Origin of the sequence: Aquabacterium humicola (genome assembly GCF_030167915.1) — a bacterium.
GTDB classification, from domain to species: Bacteria; Pseudomonadota; Gammaproteobacteria; order Burkholderiales; family Burkholderiaceae_C; genus Pseudaquabacterium; species Pseudaquabacterium humicola.
Genome location: NZ_JARGNB010000002.1, coordinates 517,052 through 533,742 on the forward strand (window position 1 = coordinate 517,052; position 16,691 = coordinate 533,742).

14 protein-coding genes are annotated in these 16,691 nt (G+C 72.4%); 13 read left to right on the forward strand and 1 reads right to left on the reverse strand.

Annotated elements, in window-relative coordinates:
• The first annotated feature begins 122 nt into the window (after positions 1 to 122).
• From P1K89_RS12650 to P1K89_RS12705, 12 genes are all read left to right on the forward strand, one after another.
• Complete coding sequence (locus tag P1K89_RS12650) at positions 123 to 1,250, forward strand: methyl-accepting chemotaxis protein (RefSeq protein ID WP_284616808.1); 1,128 nt, start codon at positions 123 to 125, stop codon at positions 1,248 to 1,250.
• A gap of 20 nt (positions 1,251 to 1,270) precedes the next feature.
• The gene (locus tag P1K89_RS12655) at positions 1,271 to 1,639 is read left to right on the forward strand and encodes a response regulator (RefSeq protein WP_284616809.1); all 369 of its coding nucleotides are present in this window, start codon (positions 1,271 to 1,273) and stop codon (positions 1,637 to 1,639) included.
• Positions 1,636 to 1,941 carry an STAS domain-containing protein gene (locus tag P1K89_RS12660; protein WP_284616810.1) on the forward strand — a complete coding sequence of 102 codons (306 nt, stop codon included), beginning with the start codon at positions 1,636 to 1,638 and terminating at the stop codon, positions 1,939 to 1,941. The genes P1K89_RS12655 and P1K89_RS12660 overlap by 4 nt, the downstream gene beginning before the upstream one ends.
• Before the next feature lie 13 nt (positions 1,942 to 1,954).
• Complete coding sequence (locus P1K89_RS12665; protein WP_284616811.1) at positions 1,955 to 4,117, forward strand: chemotaxis protein CheA; 2,163 nt, start codon at positions 1,955 to 1,957, stop codon at positions 4,115 to 4,117.
• Positions 4,118 to 4,147: 30 nt separating this feature from the next.
• Complete coding sequence (locus P1K89_RS12670; protein ID WP_284616812.1) at positions 4,148 to 5,854, forward strand: methyl-accepting chemotaxis protein; 1,707 nt, start codon at positions 4,148 to 4,150, stop codon at positions 5,852 to 5,854.
• 27 nt (positions 5,855 to 5,881) lie between these two features.
• A complete protein-coding gene (locus P1K89_RS12675; protein ID WP_284616813.1) occupies positions 5,882 to 6,403 on the forward strand; it encodes a chemotaxis protein CheW in 522 nt (173 codons plus the stop codon).
• Between the two features lie 47 nt (positions 6,404 to 6,450).
• Positions 6,451 to 7,251, forward strand: a complete 801-nt coding sequence (locus P1K89_RS12680; protein WP_284616814.1) for a CheR family methyltransferase — start codon at positions 6,451 to 6,453, stop codon at positions 7,249 to 7,251.
• Positions 7,252 to 7,257: 6 nt separating this feature from the next.
• Positions 7,258 to 8,340, forward strand: coding sequence for a protein-glutamate methylesterase/protein-glutamine glutaminase (locus P1K89_RS12685; protein WP_284616815.1), 1,083 nt, complete (start codon positions 7,258 to 7,260; stop codon positions 8,338 to 8,340).
• Positions 8,337 to 9,548 carry an EAL domain-containing response regulator gene (locus tag P1K89_RS12690; RefSeq protein ID WP_284616816.1) on the forward strand — a complete coding sequence of 404 codons (1,212 nt, stop codon included), beginning with the start codon at positions 8,337 to 8,339 and terminating at the stop codon, positions 9,546 to 9,548. Before P1K89_RS12685 ends, P1K89_RS12690 begins: the two co-directional genes overlap by 4 nt.
• 53 nt (positions 9,549 to 9,601) lie before the next feature.
• Complete coding sequence (locus P1K89_RS12695; protein ID WP_284616817.1) at positions 9,602 to 12,730, forward strand: hybrid sensor histidine kinase/response regulator; 3,129 nt, start codon at positions 9,602 to 9,604, stop codon at positions 12,728 to 12,730.
• An 86-nt stretch (positions 12,731 to 12,816) separates the two neighbouring features.
• The gene (locus P1K89_RS12700; protein WP_284616818.1) at positions 12,817 to 13,416 is read left to right on the forward strand and encodes a hypothetical protein; all 600 of its coding nucleotides are present in this window, start codon (positions 12,817 to 12,819) and stop codon (positions 13,414 to 13,416) included.
• Positions 13,417 to 13,426: 10 nt separating this feature from the next.
• Positions 13,427 to 14,053, forward strand: a complete 627-nt coding sequence (locus tag P1K89_RS12705; protein WP_284616819.1) for a hypothetical protein — start codon at positions 13,427 to 13,429, stop codon at positions 14,051 to 14,053.
• A gap of 70 nt (positions 14,054 to 14,123) precedes the next feature.
• Here P1K89_RS12705 and P1K89_RS12710 read toward each other — a convergent pair whose 3' ends face one another.
• Complete coding sequence (locus tag P1K89_RS12710; RefSeq protein ID WP_284616820.1) at positions 14,124 to 15,737, reverse strand: helicase HerA-like domain-containing protein; 1,614 nt, start codon at positions 15,735 to 15,737, stop codon at positions 14,124 to 14,126.
• Positions 15,738 to 15,826: 89 nt separating this feature from the next.
• On the opposite strand from P1K89_RS12710, the gene P1K89_RS12715 reads away from it, so the two are divergent.
• Positions 15,827 to 16,690: an N-formylglutamate amidohydrolase gene (locus P1K89_RS12715; RefSeq protein WP_284616821.1), complete on the forward strand. Its 864-nt coding sequence runs from the start codon at positions 15,827 to 15,829 to the stop codon at positions 16,688 to 16,690.
• Position 16,691: the final 1 nt, after the last annotated feature.

Genomic DNA, 16,691 nt, shown 5'->3' on the forward strand with positions numbered 1-16,691 from the left:
ACAAATAAAACTCTCATTTCTCTTAAATAGAAGGGGATGATGGCCGATAAGGTGTTGGTCAACCCGGCGCTCCAGGGCGTCGCCAATCCGAGAGACCTGTGAACCCAGCCCTCGCTCGAACCTTGTCCGATCACGCCGCGACCCTCGTCGCCGCCGCGGCCGCGCTCGCGCTGATCACCGCCGCCGGCCTGGCGTGGCTGCCGCTCGGCGCCGCCGCCGTGCTCCTGGCCCTGGCCATGGCCGCCGATGCCCACGGCCGTCGCGGGCGCCGCGGCCTGCAGGCCGACATTGCCGCGCTGCTCGCCGGCCAGCAGGGCCTGGGCGACGCGCTGGTGCCGGTGTGGGCGCAGCACATCGAATCGTCGCGCTCGCAGATGGAAGTGGCGGTCTCGGCGCTGGCCGAGCGTTTCTCGGGCATCGTCGCCCAGCTGCGGGCGCAGGGCGGCGAGCCGCCGTCCGGCGGCGCCGGCAACGGCCGGCCAGGCGCGGACGTCGATTTCAGTGGCAGCCGGGACGCGCTGGGTCGCGTCGCGCAGTCGCTGCGGGCGTCGCAGCAGGGCCAGGCGGCGATGCTGGCGCAGGTCGGCGCCCTGAGCGGCTTCATCGGCGAGTTGCAGGCGATGGCCGACGACGTCGCGCGCATCGCGCAGCAGACCAACCTGCTGGCGCTGAACGCGGCGATCGAAGCGGCGCGCGCCGGCGAACACGGCCGCAGCTTCGCGGTCGTCGCGCAGGAGGTGCGCGCGCTGTCGAACCGCTCGGCCGAGTCGGGCCGGCACATCCGCCAGAAGGTCGATGCGGTGGGCAGCGCGATCCGCGCGGCCTGCGCGGCGGCCGAGCAGTCGCTGGCCGCGGAGCAGGCGTCGACCGAAGCCTCCGGCGCCGCGATCGGCGACGTGCTGGACCGGCTGCGCGGCTCCGCCGAGGCGCTGGCCGCGCGGTCGCAGGAGCTGCAGGCCAGCCGCGCGCTGATGCAGCACGAGATCGCCGAGGCGCTGGTGCACCTGCAATTCCAGGACCGCATCAGCCAGGTGATGAGCCACGTCACCGAGAACATGGCGCGGCTGCCGCCGCTGCTGGGCCAGGGCCCCGAGCGCTGGACGAGCGAGGGCCGCCTGGTGCCGCTCGATGCCGCCGCGCTGCTGGCCGAGCTGGAGCGCAGTTATGCGATGGCCGAGGAGCGCAGCGCGCACCGCGGCGAAACCGTGGCCGCGGCGCCGAGCGCGGCCGACGAGATCACCTTCTTTTGAACGACAAAGAGGACACGCCCATGGCCAAGACCATCATGGTGGTGGACGACTCCGCATCGCTGCGGCAGGTCGTCGGCATCGCGCTCGAAGGCGCCGGATATTCGGTGCTCGAGGGCAAGGACGGCAAGGACGCGCTCGGCAAGCTGACCGGGCAGAAGGTCCACCTGATCATCAGCGACGTCAACATGCCGAACCTCGACGGCATCGGCTTCCTGAAGGCGGTGAAGGCGATGCCGGCCTACCGCTTCACCCCGGTGTTGATGCTGACCACCGAATCGGCCGAGGCGAAGAAGGCCGAAGGCCAGGCCGCCGGCGCGAAGGCCTGGATGGTCAAGCCCTTCCGCCCCGAGGCGCTGCTGAACGCGGTGCAGAAGCTGGTGCTGCCATGAATGCCGGCCTGGTACCCACCGCCACCGCCGTCGACGGCGAGATGACGATCTACCGCGCCGCCGAGCTCAAGGCCCAGCTGCTGCAGGCGCTCGAGCGCGCGGGCCCGGTGCTGGAGCTGGACCTGTCCGGCGTCACCGAGATCGACATCGCCGGGCTGCAGCTGCTGCAGATGCTGAAGGCCGAGGCCGCGCAGTCCGCCCGCACGCTGCAGCTGGTGTGCGTCAGCGTGCCGGTGCACGAGCTGCTGTCGTTGCTGGAGCTGGTGGACCACTTCGGTCCGCCGGCGCTGGTGCTGAGCTGAAGCGGAGGACCGCATGGACATCGATGCCGCATTGCAGACCTTCATCGCCGAGAGCCGCGAGCTGCTGGCCGACATGGAATCGGCGCTGCTGTCGATCGGCGCCGACGGCCAGCAGGCCGAGGCGGTGAACGCCGTCTTCCGCGCCGCGCACACCATCAAGGGCTCGGCCGGGCTGTTCGGCCTGGACGACGTGGTCGGCTTCACGCACGCCGTCGAGACGCTGCTGGACGCGGTACGCGACGGCCGCGTGGCGATCGACGACGAGCTGGTCGTGCTGCTGCTGTCGTGCTGCGACCACATGACCGTGCAGGTGGCGGCGGTCGAGGCCGGCGTGACGACGGATGCCGCCGACACCGCGGCCCAGGGCGCGGCGCTGCTGGCGCAGATCGGGCGCTATGGAACGCCGGCTCCGGCCGCGGAGCCGCCGCACACGCCGCACACGCCGGACACGCCGGACGAGGCCGGCGCCGGCGCGGCCGAAGCCGGCGCCGCCGACCAGTGGCACCTGTCGCTGCGCTTCTCGCCCGACGTGATGCGCAACGGCTTCGATCCCGCGTCCTTCATCCGCTACCTGTCGACGCTCGGCCGCATCGTGCGCATCGTCACGCTGACCGACGCGCTGCCGCCGGCGGCGCAGCTGGACCCCGAGTGCTGCTACCTCGGCTTCGAGATCAACTTCGCCACCGCCGCCGACAAGGCGACGATCGAAGGTGTCTTCGAATTCGTGCGCGACGACTGCACGCTGCGCATCGTGCCGCCGCGCAGCCGCATCGCCGACTACCTGCGCCTGATCGACGAGCTGCCGGAGAACGCGCCGCGGCTGGGCGAGATCCTGGTGCGCTGCGGCAGCGTCACCGAACGCGAGCTGCAGGCCGCGCTGCAGGCGCAGGCCGCCGCGGCGGGCGCGGCGCCGAAGCTGGGCGCCATCCTGGTCGAGCAGCGCATCGTCGAGGCCGAGGTCGTCGAGGCGGCGCTGACCAAGCAGCGCCAGCAGCGCCAGGGCGGCGGAGAGGCGAAGGCGCGCGAGAGCCGCTCGCTGCGCGTCGATGCCGACAAGCTCGACCAGCTGATCACGCTGGTCGGCGAGCTGATCATCGCCGGCGCCGGTGCCGGCCTGCTGGCGCGCCGGCACGGCCACGCCGAGCTGGTCGAGGCCACGGCACGGCTGGATACGCTGGTGCAGCAGGTGCGCGACAGCGCGCTGCAGCTGCGCATGGTGAAGATCGGCGCCACCTTCGGCCGCTTCCAGCGCGTGGTGCACGACGTCGCGCGCGAGATCGGCAAGGACATCGTGCTCGAGGTCAGCGGCGAGGACACCGAGCTGGACAAGACGGTGGTCGAGAAGATCGGCGACCCGCTGCTGCACCTGGTGCGCAACGCGGTCGACCACGGCATCGAATCGCCCGACGAGCGCGAGGCGCGCGGCAAGCCCGAGCGCGGCACCGTCCGGCTGAACGCCTTCCACGACTCCGGCAGCATCGTCATCGAAGTCGGCGACGACGGCGGCGGGTTGAAGCGCGAGCGCATCCTGGCCAAGGCCATCGAGCGTGGCCTGGTGCAGCCCGAGCAGCGCCTGAGCGACGACGAGGTGCATGCGCTGATCTTCGAGCCCGGCTTCTCGACCGCCGAGGCGGTGACCAACCTGTCCGGCCGCGGCGTCGGCATGGATGTGGTCAAGCGCAACATCGCCGCGCTGCGCGGCAGCGTCGGCATCCGCAGCGTCGACGGGCAGGGCACGACGGTGGTCGTGCGGCTGCCGCTCACGCTGGCCATCATCGACGGCTTCCTGGTCGGCGTCGGGGGTTCCGTCTTCGTCGTGCCGCTGGAGGCGGTCGAGGAATGCATCGAGCATGCCGCCGAGCCCGGCCATTCGTGGTGCAACCTGCGCGGCCAGGTGCTGCCGCAGGTGCGCCTGCGCGAGCACTTCGAGATCGACGCCCCGGCGCCGCGGCGCGAGAGCGTCGTCGTGATCCGGCACGGCGGCGAGCGCTTCGGCCTGGTCGTCGACCAGCTGATGGGCGAATTCCAGACCGTCATCAAGCCGCTGTCGCGCGTCTTCGCGCAGGTCAAGAGCATCAGCGGCTCCACCATTCTCGGCAGCGGCGAAGTCGCGCTGATCCTGGATGTTCCCGCGCTGCTGGCCGACGTGCTGGCGCGTCAACGCGTCGCGCTCTGAGGCGCCCCGGTTTCCTTCGAAAGGCACCCCATGTTCAACAACGTTTCCCTGAAGTCCAAGATCCTGGCGCTGCTGGGAGTGGGCATCCTCGCGCTCGCGGCCGTGATCGTGATCGCATTCCTGGGCCTGCGGCGCGATGCCGAGATGCTCGACGAGGTCGGCCGCAACCGGCTGCCCTCGGTCAATGCGCTGCAGACGATCAACGAGGCGCAGACGGCGATCCGCTCGGCCAACCGGTACATCGACAGCATGGTCGCCTACCCGGCGGACCTGAAGGACCTGGACCGTCAGCTGCAGCGCAAGGGCGAGGCCTGGCAGCGTGTCGACAAGGCCTGGAAGGTCTACGAGCCGCTGCCGCAGGAGGCCGAGGAGGCCCAGGTCTGGAAGCAGTTCGTGCAGCAGTGGGAGACCTGGAAGGCCGGCGATGCGCGCCTGACCACGCTCGCCAAGGAAATCGGCCGCAACGAGCAGCCGGCCCGGCGCAAGGAGCTCTTCGAGCAGTTCCACGCCCAGCTGGTCGGCGCGCGCGAGGACTTCGGCAAGGCCGAGGCCAGCCTGGGCAAGCTCGTCGAGCTGAACACGCAATACGCCGACAGCGCGGTCAAGTCCGCCAGCGAGTCCTCCGCGCGGGCCCAATGGCTGATGTACACCGCCTCGGGCATCGCGCTGGCCCTGCTGGTTGCGCTGGGGCTGTTCATCCTGCGCGCGGTGATGCGCCAGCTCGGCGGCGACCCGGCCTACGCGCAGCAGATGGTCGAGCGGGTCGCCGCCGGCGACCTCACGGTGGCCATCGCGCTGAAGCCCGGCGATACGAGCAGCCTGCTGGCCGCGATGAAGCGCATGGTCGACAAGCTGTCGCATGTCGTCGCCGAGGTCGCCGGCAGCGCCAACGGCCTGGCCAGCGCCGCCGAGCAGGTCAGCTCCACCGCGCAGTCGCTGTCGCAGGCGGCCACCGAGCAGGCGTCGGGCGTCGAGGAAACCAGCGCGTCGGTCGAGCAGATGACCGCGTCGATCGCGCAGAACACCGACAACGCCAAGGCCACCGACGCGATGGCCAGCAAGGCCGCCGGCGAAGCCACCGAGGGCGGCGAGGCGGTCAAGGCCACCGTCGCGGCGATGAAGCAGATCGCCAAGAAGATCGTGATCATCGACGACATCGCCTACCAGACCAACCTGCTGGCGCTGAACGCGGCGATCGAAGCGGCCCGCGCCGGCGAGCACGGCAAGGGCTTCGCGGTCGTCGCGGCCGAGGTGCGCAAGCTCGCCGAGCGCAGCCAGGTCGCGGCGCAGGAGATCGGCGAGGTCGCCGGCTCCAGCGTCGAGCTGGCCGAGCGCGCCGGCCATCTGCTCGGCGAGATGGTGCCCAACATCCAGCGCACCTCGGACCTGGTGCAGGAGATCACCGCCGCGTCGCAGGAGCAGAGCTCGGGCGTCGCGCAGATCAATGCCGCGGTCGCGCAGCTGAGCCAGACGACGCAGCAGAACGCCGCCGGCAGCGAGCAGCTCGCCGCCACCGCCGAGGAGATGAGCGGCCAGGCCGAGGAACTGCAGAACATCATCGGCTTCTTCAAGACCGCGTCGGATGCGGCCGCGCCGGCGACCAGCGCGCCGGAGATCGCCCGCAGCGCGCTGCGCCGGGCCGCGCGCGGCGCCGGCCGGCCGGCCCCGCGCGCCGGCGAGCAGAAGGTGGGCGCCGACGGCGCGCCGGTCGACGAGTCGCTCTTCGTCAAGTACTGAGCACGGCCGCGTGAAGGACACCCTCACATGACAGCCCCCGTTCATGCCGCGGCCCCCGCGGCGCAGGACCCCGCGCAGTACCTGAGCTTCGTGCTGCGCGGCGAGGTCTACGCGATCGGCATCCTCGCGATCAAGGAGATCATCGAGTACGGCGGCCTGACCGCGGTGCCGATGATGCCGCCGGCGATCCGCGGCGTGATCAACCTGCGCGGCGCGGTGGTGCCGGTGCTGGACCTGGCGCTGCGCTTCGGCAAGCCGGCGGCCGAGCCGACCAAGCGCACGTGCATCGTCATCGTCGAGCTGGCGCTGGGCGGCGTGCACAGCGTCGTCGGCCTCGTCGTCGACGCGGTCAACGCCGTGCAGGAGATCGCGCCGGCCGACATCGAGCCGCCGCCGGCCTTCGGCACGGCGATCGCGACGCCGTTCATCGCCGGCATGGGGAAGGTCGACGGCCGCTTCGTGATCCTGCTCGACATCGACCAGGTGCTGGCGATCGAGGGCCTGGGCATCGCGGCCGGCGTCGAGGACGAGGCGGCGCTGCCGGCCTGAGGCCGCAACGCCCCCGCCGCAACGCAGCCGATCACGCGAGCCGACCGATGTCCGAGCTCACCGAACGCGAGTTCCGCCTCGCCCAGCGCTTCATCCTCGACGCCGCCGGCATCACGCTGGGGTCGGGCAAGCAGGCGCTGGTCAGCGGCCGGCTCGACAAGCGCCTGCGTGCGCGGCGGATGGACAGCTACACCGCCTACTTCGAACTACTGCTCCAGCCCTCCGAGGCGGCCGAGCGCCAGTGCGCGATCGACCTGCTGACGACCAACGAGACCTACTTCTTCCGCGAGTCGAGCCACTTCGAGCGCCTGCGCGGCTGGGCGCTGGCCGCGCGCCAGGCCGGTGCGCCGCTGCGCGTGTGGAGCGCCGCCTGCTCCAGCGGCGAAGAGGCGTACAGCATCGCGATGGTCCTGGCCGACGTGCAGGGCGATCTGCCGTGGCAGCTGCTGGCGTCGGACATCTCCGAGCGCATGCTCGCGCGCGCCCGCAGCGGCCACTACCCGGAGGCGCGCACCGAGGGCCTGCCGGACGAGTACCGCCGGCGCTACTGCCGGCGCGGCACCGGTGCGCAGCAGGGCACGCTGCTGGTCGAACGGTCCCTGCGCGAGCGGGTGCGTTTCGAGTCCGTCAACCTGAACCGCGCGCTGCCGGCCATCGGCCGCTTCGACGTGGTGTTCCTGCGCAACGTGATGATCTATTTCGACCTCGCGACCAAGCGCGACGTGGTTGCGCGCCTGGTGCCGGCGATCGAGCCGGGCGGCCACCTGCTGGTGGGCCACTCCGAGACGCTGGCCGACATGCATCCGTCGCTGCGCGCCGTCGCGCCGTCGGTCTACCGCAGGATCTGAGCGTCCATGGGCATCAAGGTGATGATCGTCGACGACTCGGCCGTGGTGCGCCAGGTGCTGGGCGGGCTGGTGGCCGCCGATCCGGGCCTCGAGCTGCTGCACGTGGCCGCCGATCCGCTGCTGGCGATGGAGCGCATGAAGTCCGCGTGGCCGGACGTGATCGTGCTCGACATCGAGATGCCGCGCATGGACGGGCTGACCTTCCTGCGCAAGCTGATGAGCGAACGGCCGACGCCGGTGGTGATCTGCTCGACGCTGACGGACAAGGGCACGGCGACCTCGGTGGAGGCGCTGGCCGCCGGTGCGGTGGCCGTGGTCGCCAAGCCGCGGCTGGACCTGAAGCGTTTCCTGCAGGGCAGCGCGGCCGAGCTGGTCGCCACCGTCAAGGCCGCCGCGCGGGCGAACCCGCTGCGGCTGGCGGCGCGGGCGTGCGCGCCGCCAGCGCCGCCGCGCTACAGCGCCGACGCGGTGCTGCCCGCCGCGCCGGCCCGGGCGCTGGCGCGCACCACCGACCAGGTGGTGGCGATCGGCACCTCCACCGGCGGCACGCAGGCGCTGGAACGCGTGCTGACCGCGCTGCCGCGCGTCAGCCCGGGGCTGGTGATCGTGCAGCACATGCCGGAGAAGTTCACCGCCGCGTTCGCGCAGCGGCTGCATGCGTTGTGCGCGATCGAGGTCCGCGAAGCCGCCAACGGCGACCGCGTGCGGCCCGGCCTGGCGCTGATCGCCCCCGGCGGCCGCCACATGCTGCTGCGCCGCGCCGGCGCGCAGTACCACGTCGACATCGTCGACGGCCCGCCGGTGAGCCGCCACCGCCCGTCGGTCGACGTGCTGTTCCGCTCGGTCGCGCGCAGCGCCGGCGCCAACGCGCTGGGCATCATCATGACCGGCATGGGCGACGACGGCGCGGCTGGCCTGCTCGAGATGCGCGGGGCCGGCGCGCGCACCGTGGCGCAGGACGAGGCGAGTTGCGTCGTCTTCGGCATGCCGCGCGAGGCCATCCGCCGCGGCGCGGCCGAGCGCTGCGTGGCGCTGGACGCGATCGACCGCGAGATCATGGCCCTGCAGGCCGGGCAGGGGCTGGCATGACCATCGCGCTCGTCGTCGAGGACAGCGGCGTGCAGCGCCGGCACATGGTCGGGCTGCTGGTCGACCTGGGCTACGAGCAGGTGCTGCAGGCGGCCAACGGCCACGAGGCCTTGCAGACGATCGACGCGGCCGCGCAGCCGTCGATCGAGCTGGTGGTCACCGACATCGACATGCCGGGCATGGACGGCATCGAGCTGATCGGCCGGCTCGCGCAGCGGCGCGACGTCGGCCACCTGATCGTCACCAGCGCGCGCGACCCGCGGCTGCTGGAGACCGTCGAGTGCCTGGCCGGCGCCCATCCGGCGATGCCGCTGCTGGGCGCGGTGACCAAGCCGGTGTCGCGCGAACGCCTGGCGCAGTTGCTCGAAGGCATCCGGGCGGGCCGCGGTCGCGCCCCGGCCGGCGCCACCGTCGCGGCCGGGCTGCCGGAGATCGAGGCGGCGCTCGACGCCCGCCAGTTCGAGCCCTTCGTGCAGCCCAAGGTGGCGCTGGCCACCGGCCTGCTGCACGGCGTCGAAGCGCTGGCGCGCTGGCGCCATCCCGAGCGCGGCGTGCTCGGGCCGGCGCACTTCATCGACGCCATCGAGGGCACGCCGCTGATGGCGCGCTTCACGCTGCAGATCGTCGAGCGCGCGCTGGCCCATTGGCGAAACTGGGCGCGGGCGCTGCCCGGGCTCAAGCTGTCGATCAACCTGTCGGCCGACGACCTCGTCGACCCCACGTTCGTCGGCCAGCTGATGGACCGCGTGCACCAGCACGGCGTGCCGCCGGCCGCGCTGATCTGGGAGGTCACCGAATCGATGCTGATGCGCCCGCCAGCGATGGGCAGCCTGGCGCGGCTGGGGCTGAAGGGCTGCGGGTTGTCGATCGACGACTTCGGCACCGGCTACTCGTCGATGCAGACGCTGTCGCGCAGCCCGTTCACCGAGCTGAAGATCGACCGCAGCTTCGTCGACGGCGCCAGCGAACGCGCCAACCGCCGCGCGATCCTCGACAGCGCGCTGGCGCTCGGCCGCCAGCTGGGCATCAGCACCGTCGCCGAAGGCGTCGAAACCGAGGCCGACTGGCAGCTGCTGCGCACGCTGCGCTGCGACCTCGCGCAGGGCTACTTCATCGCGCGGCCGATGCCGGCGGCCGAGCTGCTGCCGTGGCTGCGCGCGAACCGCGCGCGGCTGCGGCAGCTGGCGCCGCCGGCGACGATCCGCTGACGAGCGGAGCAGGGCGCCCGGAGATCGCGTGGTGCCCGGTTAGCATCGCCCTCATGAAGGGATGGAGCGTGAAGGCGCGTGTCGCGACCCTGCTGCTCCTGCTGCTGGCCCTGCTGGGCACGGCCGGCGGGCTGGCGCTGCTGCGGCTGGAACGCGCCGTCTCGACGCTGGACAGCGTCTACCGCGACCGACTGGTGCCGGTGCAGCTGCTCAACGGCATCGTCACCGCCTACCGCGGCGGCATCGTGACCGACCTGCAGCACTGGCGCGACGGCTCGGTGGCGCCGGCCGACGCCGCGCACCGCATCGCGACGACGACCGGTGCCATCCGGGTCGACTGGCAGGCCTACCTGGGCACGTTCATGGTCCCGCAGGAGCAGGCTTTGCTGGGCGATGCGGAGCAGCGACTGGCGGCGGCCGATGCCGCCATCGCCCGGCTGGCGACGCCCGGGCGCCCGGCCCCCTCGGCTGCCGACATGCGCGAGCTGGCGGAGGTGCTGAGGCCGCTGGACGACGTGCTGCAGCGGCTGATCCAGTTGCAGCTGGTCGAGGCGCGCACCCAGAGCGCCGCCGCGGTGGCGTCGTCGCGGCAGGCCCTGTGGGCGGCCGCGGCGCTCGGCGCCCTCGCGCTGTTCGGCGGCATGCTGGTCGCCTGGGCCGTCGTGTCGCGCCACCTGAAGGAACGCGCCGAGGTCGAGGCCCGCGAGCGCCGGCTGCAGTCCTTCTACCGCGCGTTGCAGCGCACCAACCAGCTGATCGTGCGCACGCCCGATCAGCGCACGCTGTTCGCCGAGCTCACCCGCATCTGCGTCGAGACCGGCCATGCGCGGCTGGCCTGCGTGCACGAGCAGGAAGGCCAGGTCGTGTACCGGCGCGAACTGCAGGGTTCTCAGGTCGCGTTGTTCGACGGCTTCCCGGACCGCTTCGACTTCGACCGCCAGCCCGAGTACCGGGCGACGCTGGTCGGCGAGGCGCTGCAGAACGACCGGCACACGATCTCCAACGACTACCTCGACAGCCGCTACTCGGTGCGCTGGCGCGACCGGGTGCGCGAGTACGGCATCGGCGCCGCCGCGGCCTTCGTGCTGCGCCGCGCCGGCACGCCCGTGGCGACGCTGTCGCTGTTCGCCGGCGAGGCGGACTTCTTCGACGACGCGCTGGTGCAGTTGCTCGACGAGATGGCCGGCGAGGTGTCGTTCGCACTCGACAACGAGCAGCGCGAGCGCGCCCGCCAGCAGGCCGAACGCGCACTGCGCGAGCGCGAGCAGCGGCTCGCCGGCATCGTCGATTCGGCGATGGACGCGGTGATCACCATCGACGATCAGCAGCGCATCAAGGTCTTCAATGCCGCGGCGGGCCGGGTGTTCGGCATCGAGCCGTCGGCTGCGATCGGCCTGACGCTGGACCGCTTCATTCCCGAAGCCTCGCGCGCGGTCCATGCGCGGCTGGTGCACGACTTCGCGCGCGACGGCAGCCAGGCGGCCCACATGGGTGGCGGCGTGCGCGCCGTCACCGCGCTGCGCGCCGACGGCACGGCGTTTCCCGTCGAGGCCTCGATCGCCCGCCACGCCGGTGGCGACGAGGTGCTGATGACCGCGTTCGTGCGCGACGTCACCGAGCGGCGGCAGGCCGAGCATGCGCGGGCCGCGCAGGCCGCCGCCGAGTCGGCGAACCGGGCGAAGAGCGAGTTCCTGGCCAACATGAGCCACGAGATCCGCACGCCGATGAACGCGATCCTCGGCCTCACCGACCTGGTGCTGCGCACGCCGCTGACGCCACGCCAGGCGGACTATGTCGGCAAGTCGCGGCTCGCGGCGCAGGCGCTGCTGGGGCTGATCGACCAGATCCTCGACTTCTCGAAGATCGAGGCCGGCCGTCTCGAACTGGAGTCGCGCGCCTTCGCGCTCGACGAGGTGCTGGAGGTCGTGCGCGTCATCGTCGGCGAACGCGTGCGGCAGCGGGGGCTGCAGTTCCGCGTCGACGTCGCATCGGACGTGCCCGCGCACGTGGTCGGCGATTCGCAGCGGCTGGCCCAGGTGCTGATCAACCTCGGCGGCAACGCCGCGAAGTTCACCGAACAGGGCGAGGTGGCGCTGGCGGTGTCCGGCGCCGGCATCGAAGGCGACCGCGTGCGCCTGCGCTTCGCGGTGAGCGATACCGGGATCGGCATGGATGCGGCGACGCTCGACCGCCTGTTCCGGCCCTTCGCGCAGGCCGATGCGTCCACCGCGCGCCGCTTCGGCGGCAGCGGCCTCGGGCTGGCGATCAGCAAGCAGCTGGTCGAGCTGATGGGCGGGCACATCGCGGTCGACAGCACGCCGGGCCGGGGCAGCACCTTCAGCTTCACCGTCGCGCTCGGCCTCGCCAACGGTGCCGCCGCGACGGCGGCCGCGACGCTGCCGACCGGCGCGCTGGCCGGGCGCCGCGTGCTGTTGGTCGAGGACAACGAGTTCAACCAGATCGTCGCCGGCGAGCTGCTGCGCGAGGTGGCCGGCGTCGACGTGACGGTGGCCGGCGATGGCCCCGAGGCGCTGCGCCAGCTCGGCCAGAAGCGCTTCGACGCAATGCTGCTGGACGTGCAGATGCCGGGCATGGACGGCTACGAGGTGGCGCGCCGCGTGCGCGCCGGCACGGACCACGCCGGGCTGCCGATCATCGCGCTGACGGCGCATGCATCGGTCGCCGACCGCGAGCTGTGCCTGGCCGCCGGCATGAACGACTTCCTGACCAAGCCCTTCGAACCGGCGGCGCTGCTGCGGCTGCTGGGCCGCTGGCTGGAGCCCGGTGGCGAGGCGGGCGCCGCACCGTCGGCCGCGACGGCGCAAGTGGCCGCCGGCGGCGTCGACTTCGCGCTCGGGCTGACGCACTGTCTCGGCCGCCCGCCGCTGTACGAACGTGTGCTGCGCCGGTTCTCCGAGATCGCCGAAGGCCCGCCGCAGCGCCTGGAGGCCGCGCTGGCCGCGGGCGACACCGCGGCCGCCGCGCTGGTCGCCCATTCGTTGATCTCGACTGCCGCGACCGTCGGGGCGCAGACGCTGTCGGACCTGGCGCGCGAGCTGGAGGCGGCGATCATCGGCGGCGAAACCGCGCGCTGGCCTGGTCTGTCGGCCCGCCTGCGCGCGGAGCACGAACGGGCCACCGCGGCGGTGGCGGCCTACCTGGCGCAGACCGAGCCCGCGTGACCCCAGTTGCGCCTGGTCGCGCCAGCTTTGCAATGTTTCACGTCAACGCCAACCCGGGTTGACCGCGTTGGTGCAGCATGGCTGCCATGCGCTCCCGCCCCCTCTTTGCCGTGCCGGCCATCCGCCGGTCGGTTTCCGCCGTGCTGCTGCTGGCACTCGGTGTCTCGCTGACCGGCTGCGTCGTCGCCCCGCACCGGGGCTACCACGGCTATCCGGCGCAGCCGCCGGCCACGGTGCCGGTGGCCTCGGCGCCGCTGTACTTCTACCCCGAGCAGAACCAGCCCGAGGCCATCCAGGACCGCGACCGCTACGAGTGCTACCGCTGGGCCTCGGCGCAGACCGGCACCGATCCCGGCATGACACCGCTGCGCGTGCCGCGCGCGCCGGAGCCGCTGCCGCCGCAGCGCGACGGCGCCGACGTCGTCGGCGGCGCGCTGACCGGCGCGATGGTCGGCGCCGCGGTGTCGCGGCCGCGCTACGCGGGCGAGAACGCCGCGATTGGCGCGGTCTTCGGGCTGATCCTCGGCGCCATCGCGCAGGAATCGCGCGCGCAGGCGGTCGAGCGCCACCAGGCCCGCCAGCAGTCCAGCTACCAGAACGCGCTGAATGCCGCGCAGGCGCCGCACGACAACTTCCGCCGCGCGATGTCGGCCTGCATGCAGGGGCGCGGCTACCGCGTCGCATGAGGAATCGACGATGAACACCCCCTCCTGGCGGCGTGCCGCCATCGGCCTCGCGGCCGCATTCCTGGCGGCCACGGCGGCCGTCGCGCAGCCCAGCCCGTGGCGCGTGCCCGGCCCGCCGGGCGGACAGACCCAGTGGCGCGGCCACGGGGGCGGTTACTACAACGACCGCGGCCACAACTACGACCACAACTACGGCCACCACTACGGCCACGGCTACCGCGGCCCCCGCGGCGGCGTGTACTTCGACGTCGGCTGGCCGTACCGCTACGGCTGGTACGTGCACACGCTGCCAGCCGTCACCACCGCGGTGGTGATCGGCGGATTGACGTACTACATCGCCGACGGCCTGTACTACCGGGCGCGGCCCGACGGCTACTACGACGTCGTGCCGCCGCCGGACCAGGCTCCGGCGCCAGTGCCCGCGCCCGCGCGCCAGTACACCTACCCGCGCGACGGCCAGACGCCCGCGCAGCAGGCGAGCGACGACTACGAATGCCATCGCTGGGCGGCCGGCCAGACCGGTTTCGATCCGAGCGCCAGCGCGATGGGCCAGTCCACCGGCGATGCAGCGCGACGCAGCGACTACGCGCGCGCCCGCGCCGCCTGCCTCGAGGGCCGCGGCTACACGGTGCGCTGAACGCCCTCGGGATCAGCCGCGCCGGCGCCGCCGAAGGACATCAGCCGCGGCGGCCCGCCGTCGAACGACATCAGCGGCGGCGGCCGCCGCCGAGGATCGAGCCGAGCACGCCGCGGATGATCTCGCGGCCGACCGCCGAGCCGATCGAGCGCATCGCCGAGCGCGCCGCCGATTCGGCGATGCCCTCGGTGCGCCCGCCGCGCGGGCCGGTGCGGCCGAACAGCACGCCTTTCAGATCGTCCATCACGCCGCCGCCGGCCGGCGCCTGCGCGGGCGGCACCGTGCCGGGCAGCGGACGCCGCGCGGCGTCCGCCGCTTCGTCGGCCATGCTGCGGCCGCCGCCCGCGCCGCCCGCCGGGGCGCCCGCGCCGGCCGGTGCGCGGGCCTCGGCCCCGGCCATGCCACGCGCCACGTGGCCGCGCAGCTTCTCGTAGGCCGAGTCGCGGTCGACCACCTGCTCGTAGACGCCGGCCACCAGCGAGCTTGCGCGCAGCGCCTGGCGCTGCTCGGGCGTGATCGGGCCGATCTGGCTGCCCGGCGGCATCACGAACACGCGCTCGGTGACGCAGGGCCGGCCCTTGGCATCCAGGAAGCTCACCAGCGCCTCGCCGACCGCCAGCTCGGTGATCGCGGCGGCGAGGTCGGGAATCTTCGGGTTCGGCCGCATCGTCTCGGCCGCCGCCTTCACTGCCTTCTGGTCGCGCGGCGTGAATGCGCGCAGCGCGTGCTGCACGCGGTTGCCCAGTTGCGCGAGCACGGTGTCGGGCACGTCGAGCGGGTTCTGCGTCACGAAGTACACGCCCACGCCCTTGCTGCGCACCAGCCGCACGACGAGCTCGATGCGCTCGATCAGCGCCGCCGGCGCGTCCTTGAACAGCAGGTGCGCCTCGTCGAAGAAGAACACCAGCTTCGGCTTCTCGAGGTCGCCGACCTCCGGCAGCATCTCGAACAGCTCCGACAGCATCCACAGCAGGAAGGTGGCATACAGGCGCGGCGCGTTCATCAGCTGGTCGGCCGCCAGGATGTTGATGACGCCCTGGCCGTCGACGGTCTGCATGAAGTCGGCGAGGTCGAGCATCGGCTCGCCGAAGAAGCTGTCGCCGCCCTGCTGCTCGATCTGCAGCAGGCCGCGCTGGATCGCGCCGATCGAGGCCGCGCTGACGTTGCCGTACTCGGTGGTGAACTCGCTCGCGTTGTCGCCCACGTGCTGCAGCATCGCGCGCAGGTCCTTCAGGTCGAGCAGCGCGAGGCCATGGTCGTCGGCGATCTTGAACACCAGGTTCAGCACGCCGGCCTGCGTCTCGTTGAGCGCCAGCATGCGCGCCAGCAGCAGCGGGCCCATGTCGGTGATGGTCGCGCGCACCGGGTGGCCGTCCTTGCCGAACACGTCCCACAGGGTGGCCGGGCAGGCGCGCGGCTCGGGTTCTGGCAGGCCGCGCTCCTTGATCACCGCCGCGAGCTTCGGGCTCAGCGCGCCGACCTGGCTGATGCCGGTCAGGTCGCCCTTCACGTCGGCCATGAACACCGGCACGCCGATGCGGCTGAAGTTCTCGGCCAGCGTCTGCAGCGAGATCGTCTTGCCGGTGCCGGTGGCGCCGGTGATCAGGCCGTGGCGGTTGGCCAGCGCGGGCAGCAGTTCGCAGACGATGTCGCCGTGGCGGGCGATCGGCAGGGGGTCGGCCATGGTGGAGACTTTGGTGGTGAGGGACTGCGGCGCAGTCTAGTGCCAAGGCGGCGCGCGGACGATCGCGCCGGCGCTGGCATCATCGACCGATGGACCTTCACGTCGACCATCCCGCATTCACGCTGCGTCGTCCCGCCGCCGGCACCGCCGACCTGCCGATCGTGCTCGACTCGCCGCACAGCGGGACCGAATGGCCGGCCGATGTGCACGGCCTGCTGCTCGACGAACGCGCCCGCCGCGACGCCGAGGACTGCTTCGTCGACCAGCTCTACGCGCATGCACCCGCACATGGCGCGAGCCTGCTGGCCGCGCGCTTCCCGCGGCTGTACATCGATCCGAACCGCGCGCTGACCGAGATCGACGAAGACCTGCTCGATGCGCCGTGGCCCGGCCCGGTGACCGCATCGCCCAAGACCGCCCTCGGCTTCGGCCTCGTGTTCCGCCTGATGAAGCAGCAGCCGATCTACGCGCGGCGGCTGACGGTGGCCGAGGTGCAGCGGCGCATCGACACCTGCTGGCAGCCCTACCACGATGCACTGCGGCAACTGCTGGACGACACGCATGCGCGCCATGGCGTCCTGTGGCACCTGAACGTGCACTCGATGGGCGACGACGCCTACCGCACGCTCGGCCTGCCCGAGAAGCCGCTGGCGGACTTCGTGCTGGGCGACCTCGACGGCACGACGGCCGACGAGCCGACCATGCTGCTGGTCGAGACCGTGCTGCGCGACCACGGCTTCGGCGTCGTGCGCAACGACCCGTTCAAGGGTGTCGAGATCATCCGCCGCTCGGGCCGGCCGGCCGAAGGCCGGCGCGCGCTGCAGATCGAGGTCAAGAAGAGCTGCTACATGGACCGCCAGCGCATCCAGCCGCACGAGGACTTCCCCCGCGTGCAGGCCGCGCTCGATGCGATGCTCGCGGCGCTGGCGGATCACGTGAGGCACCACGCTTGAG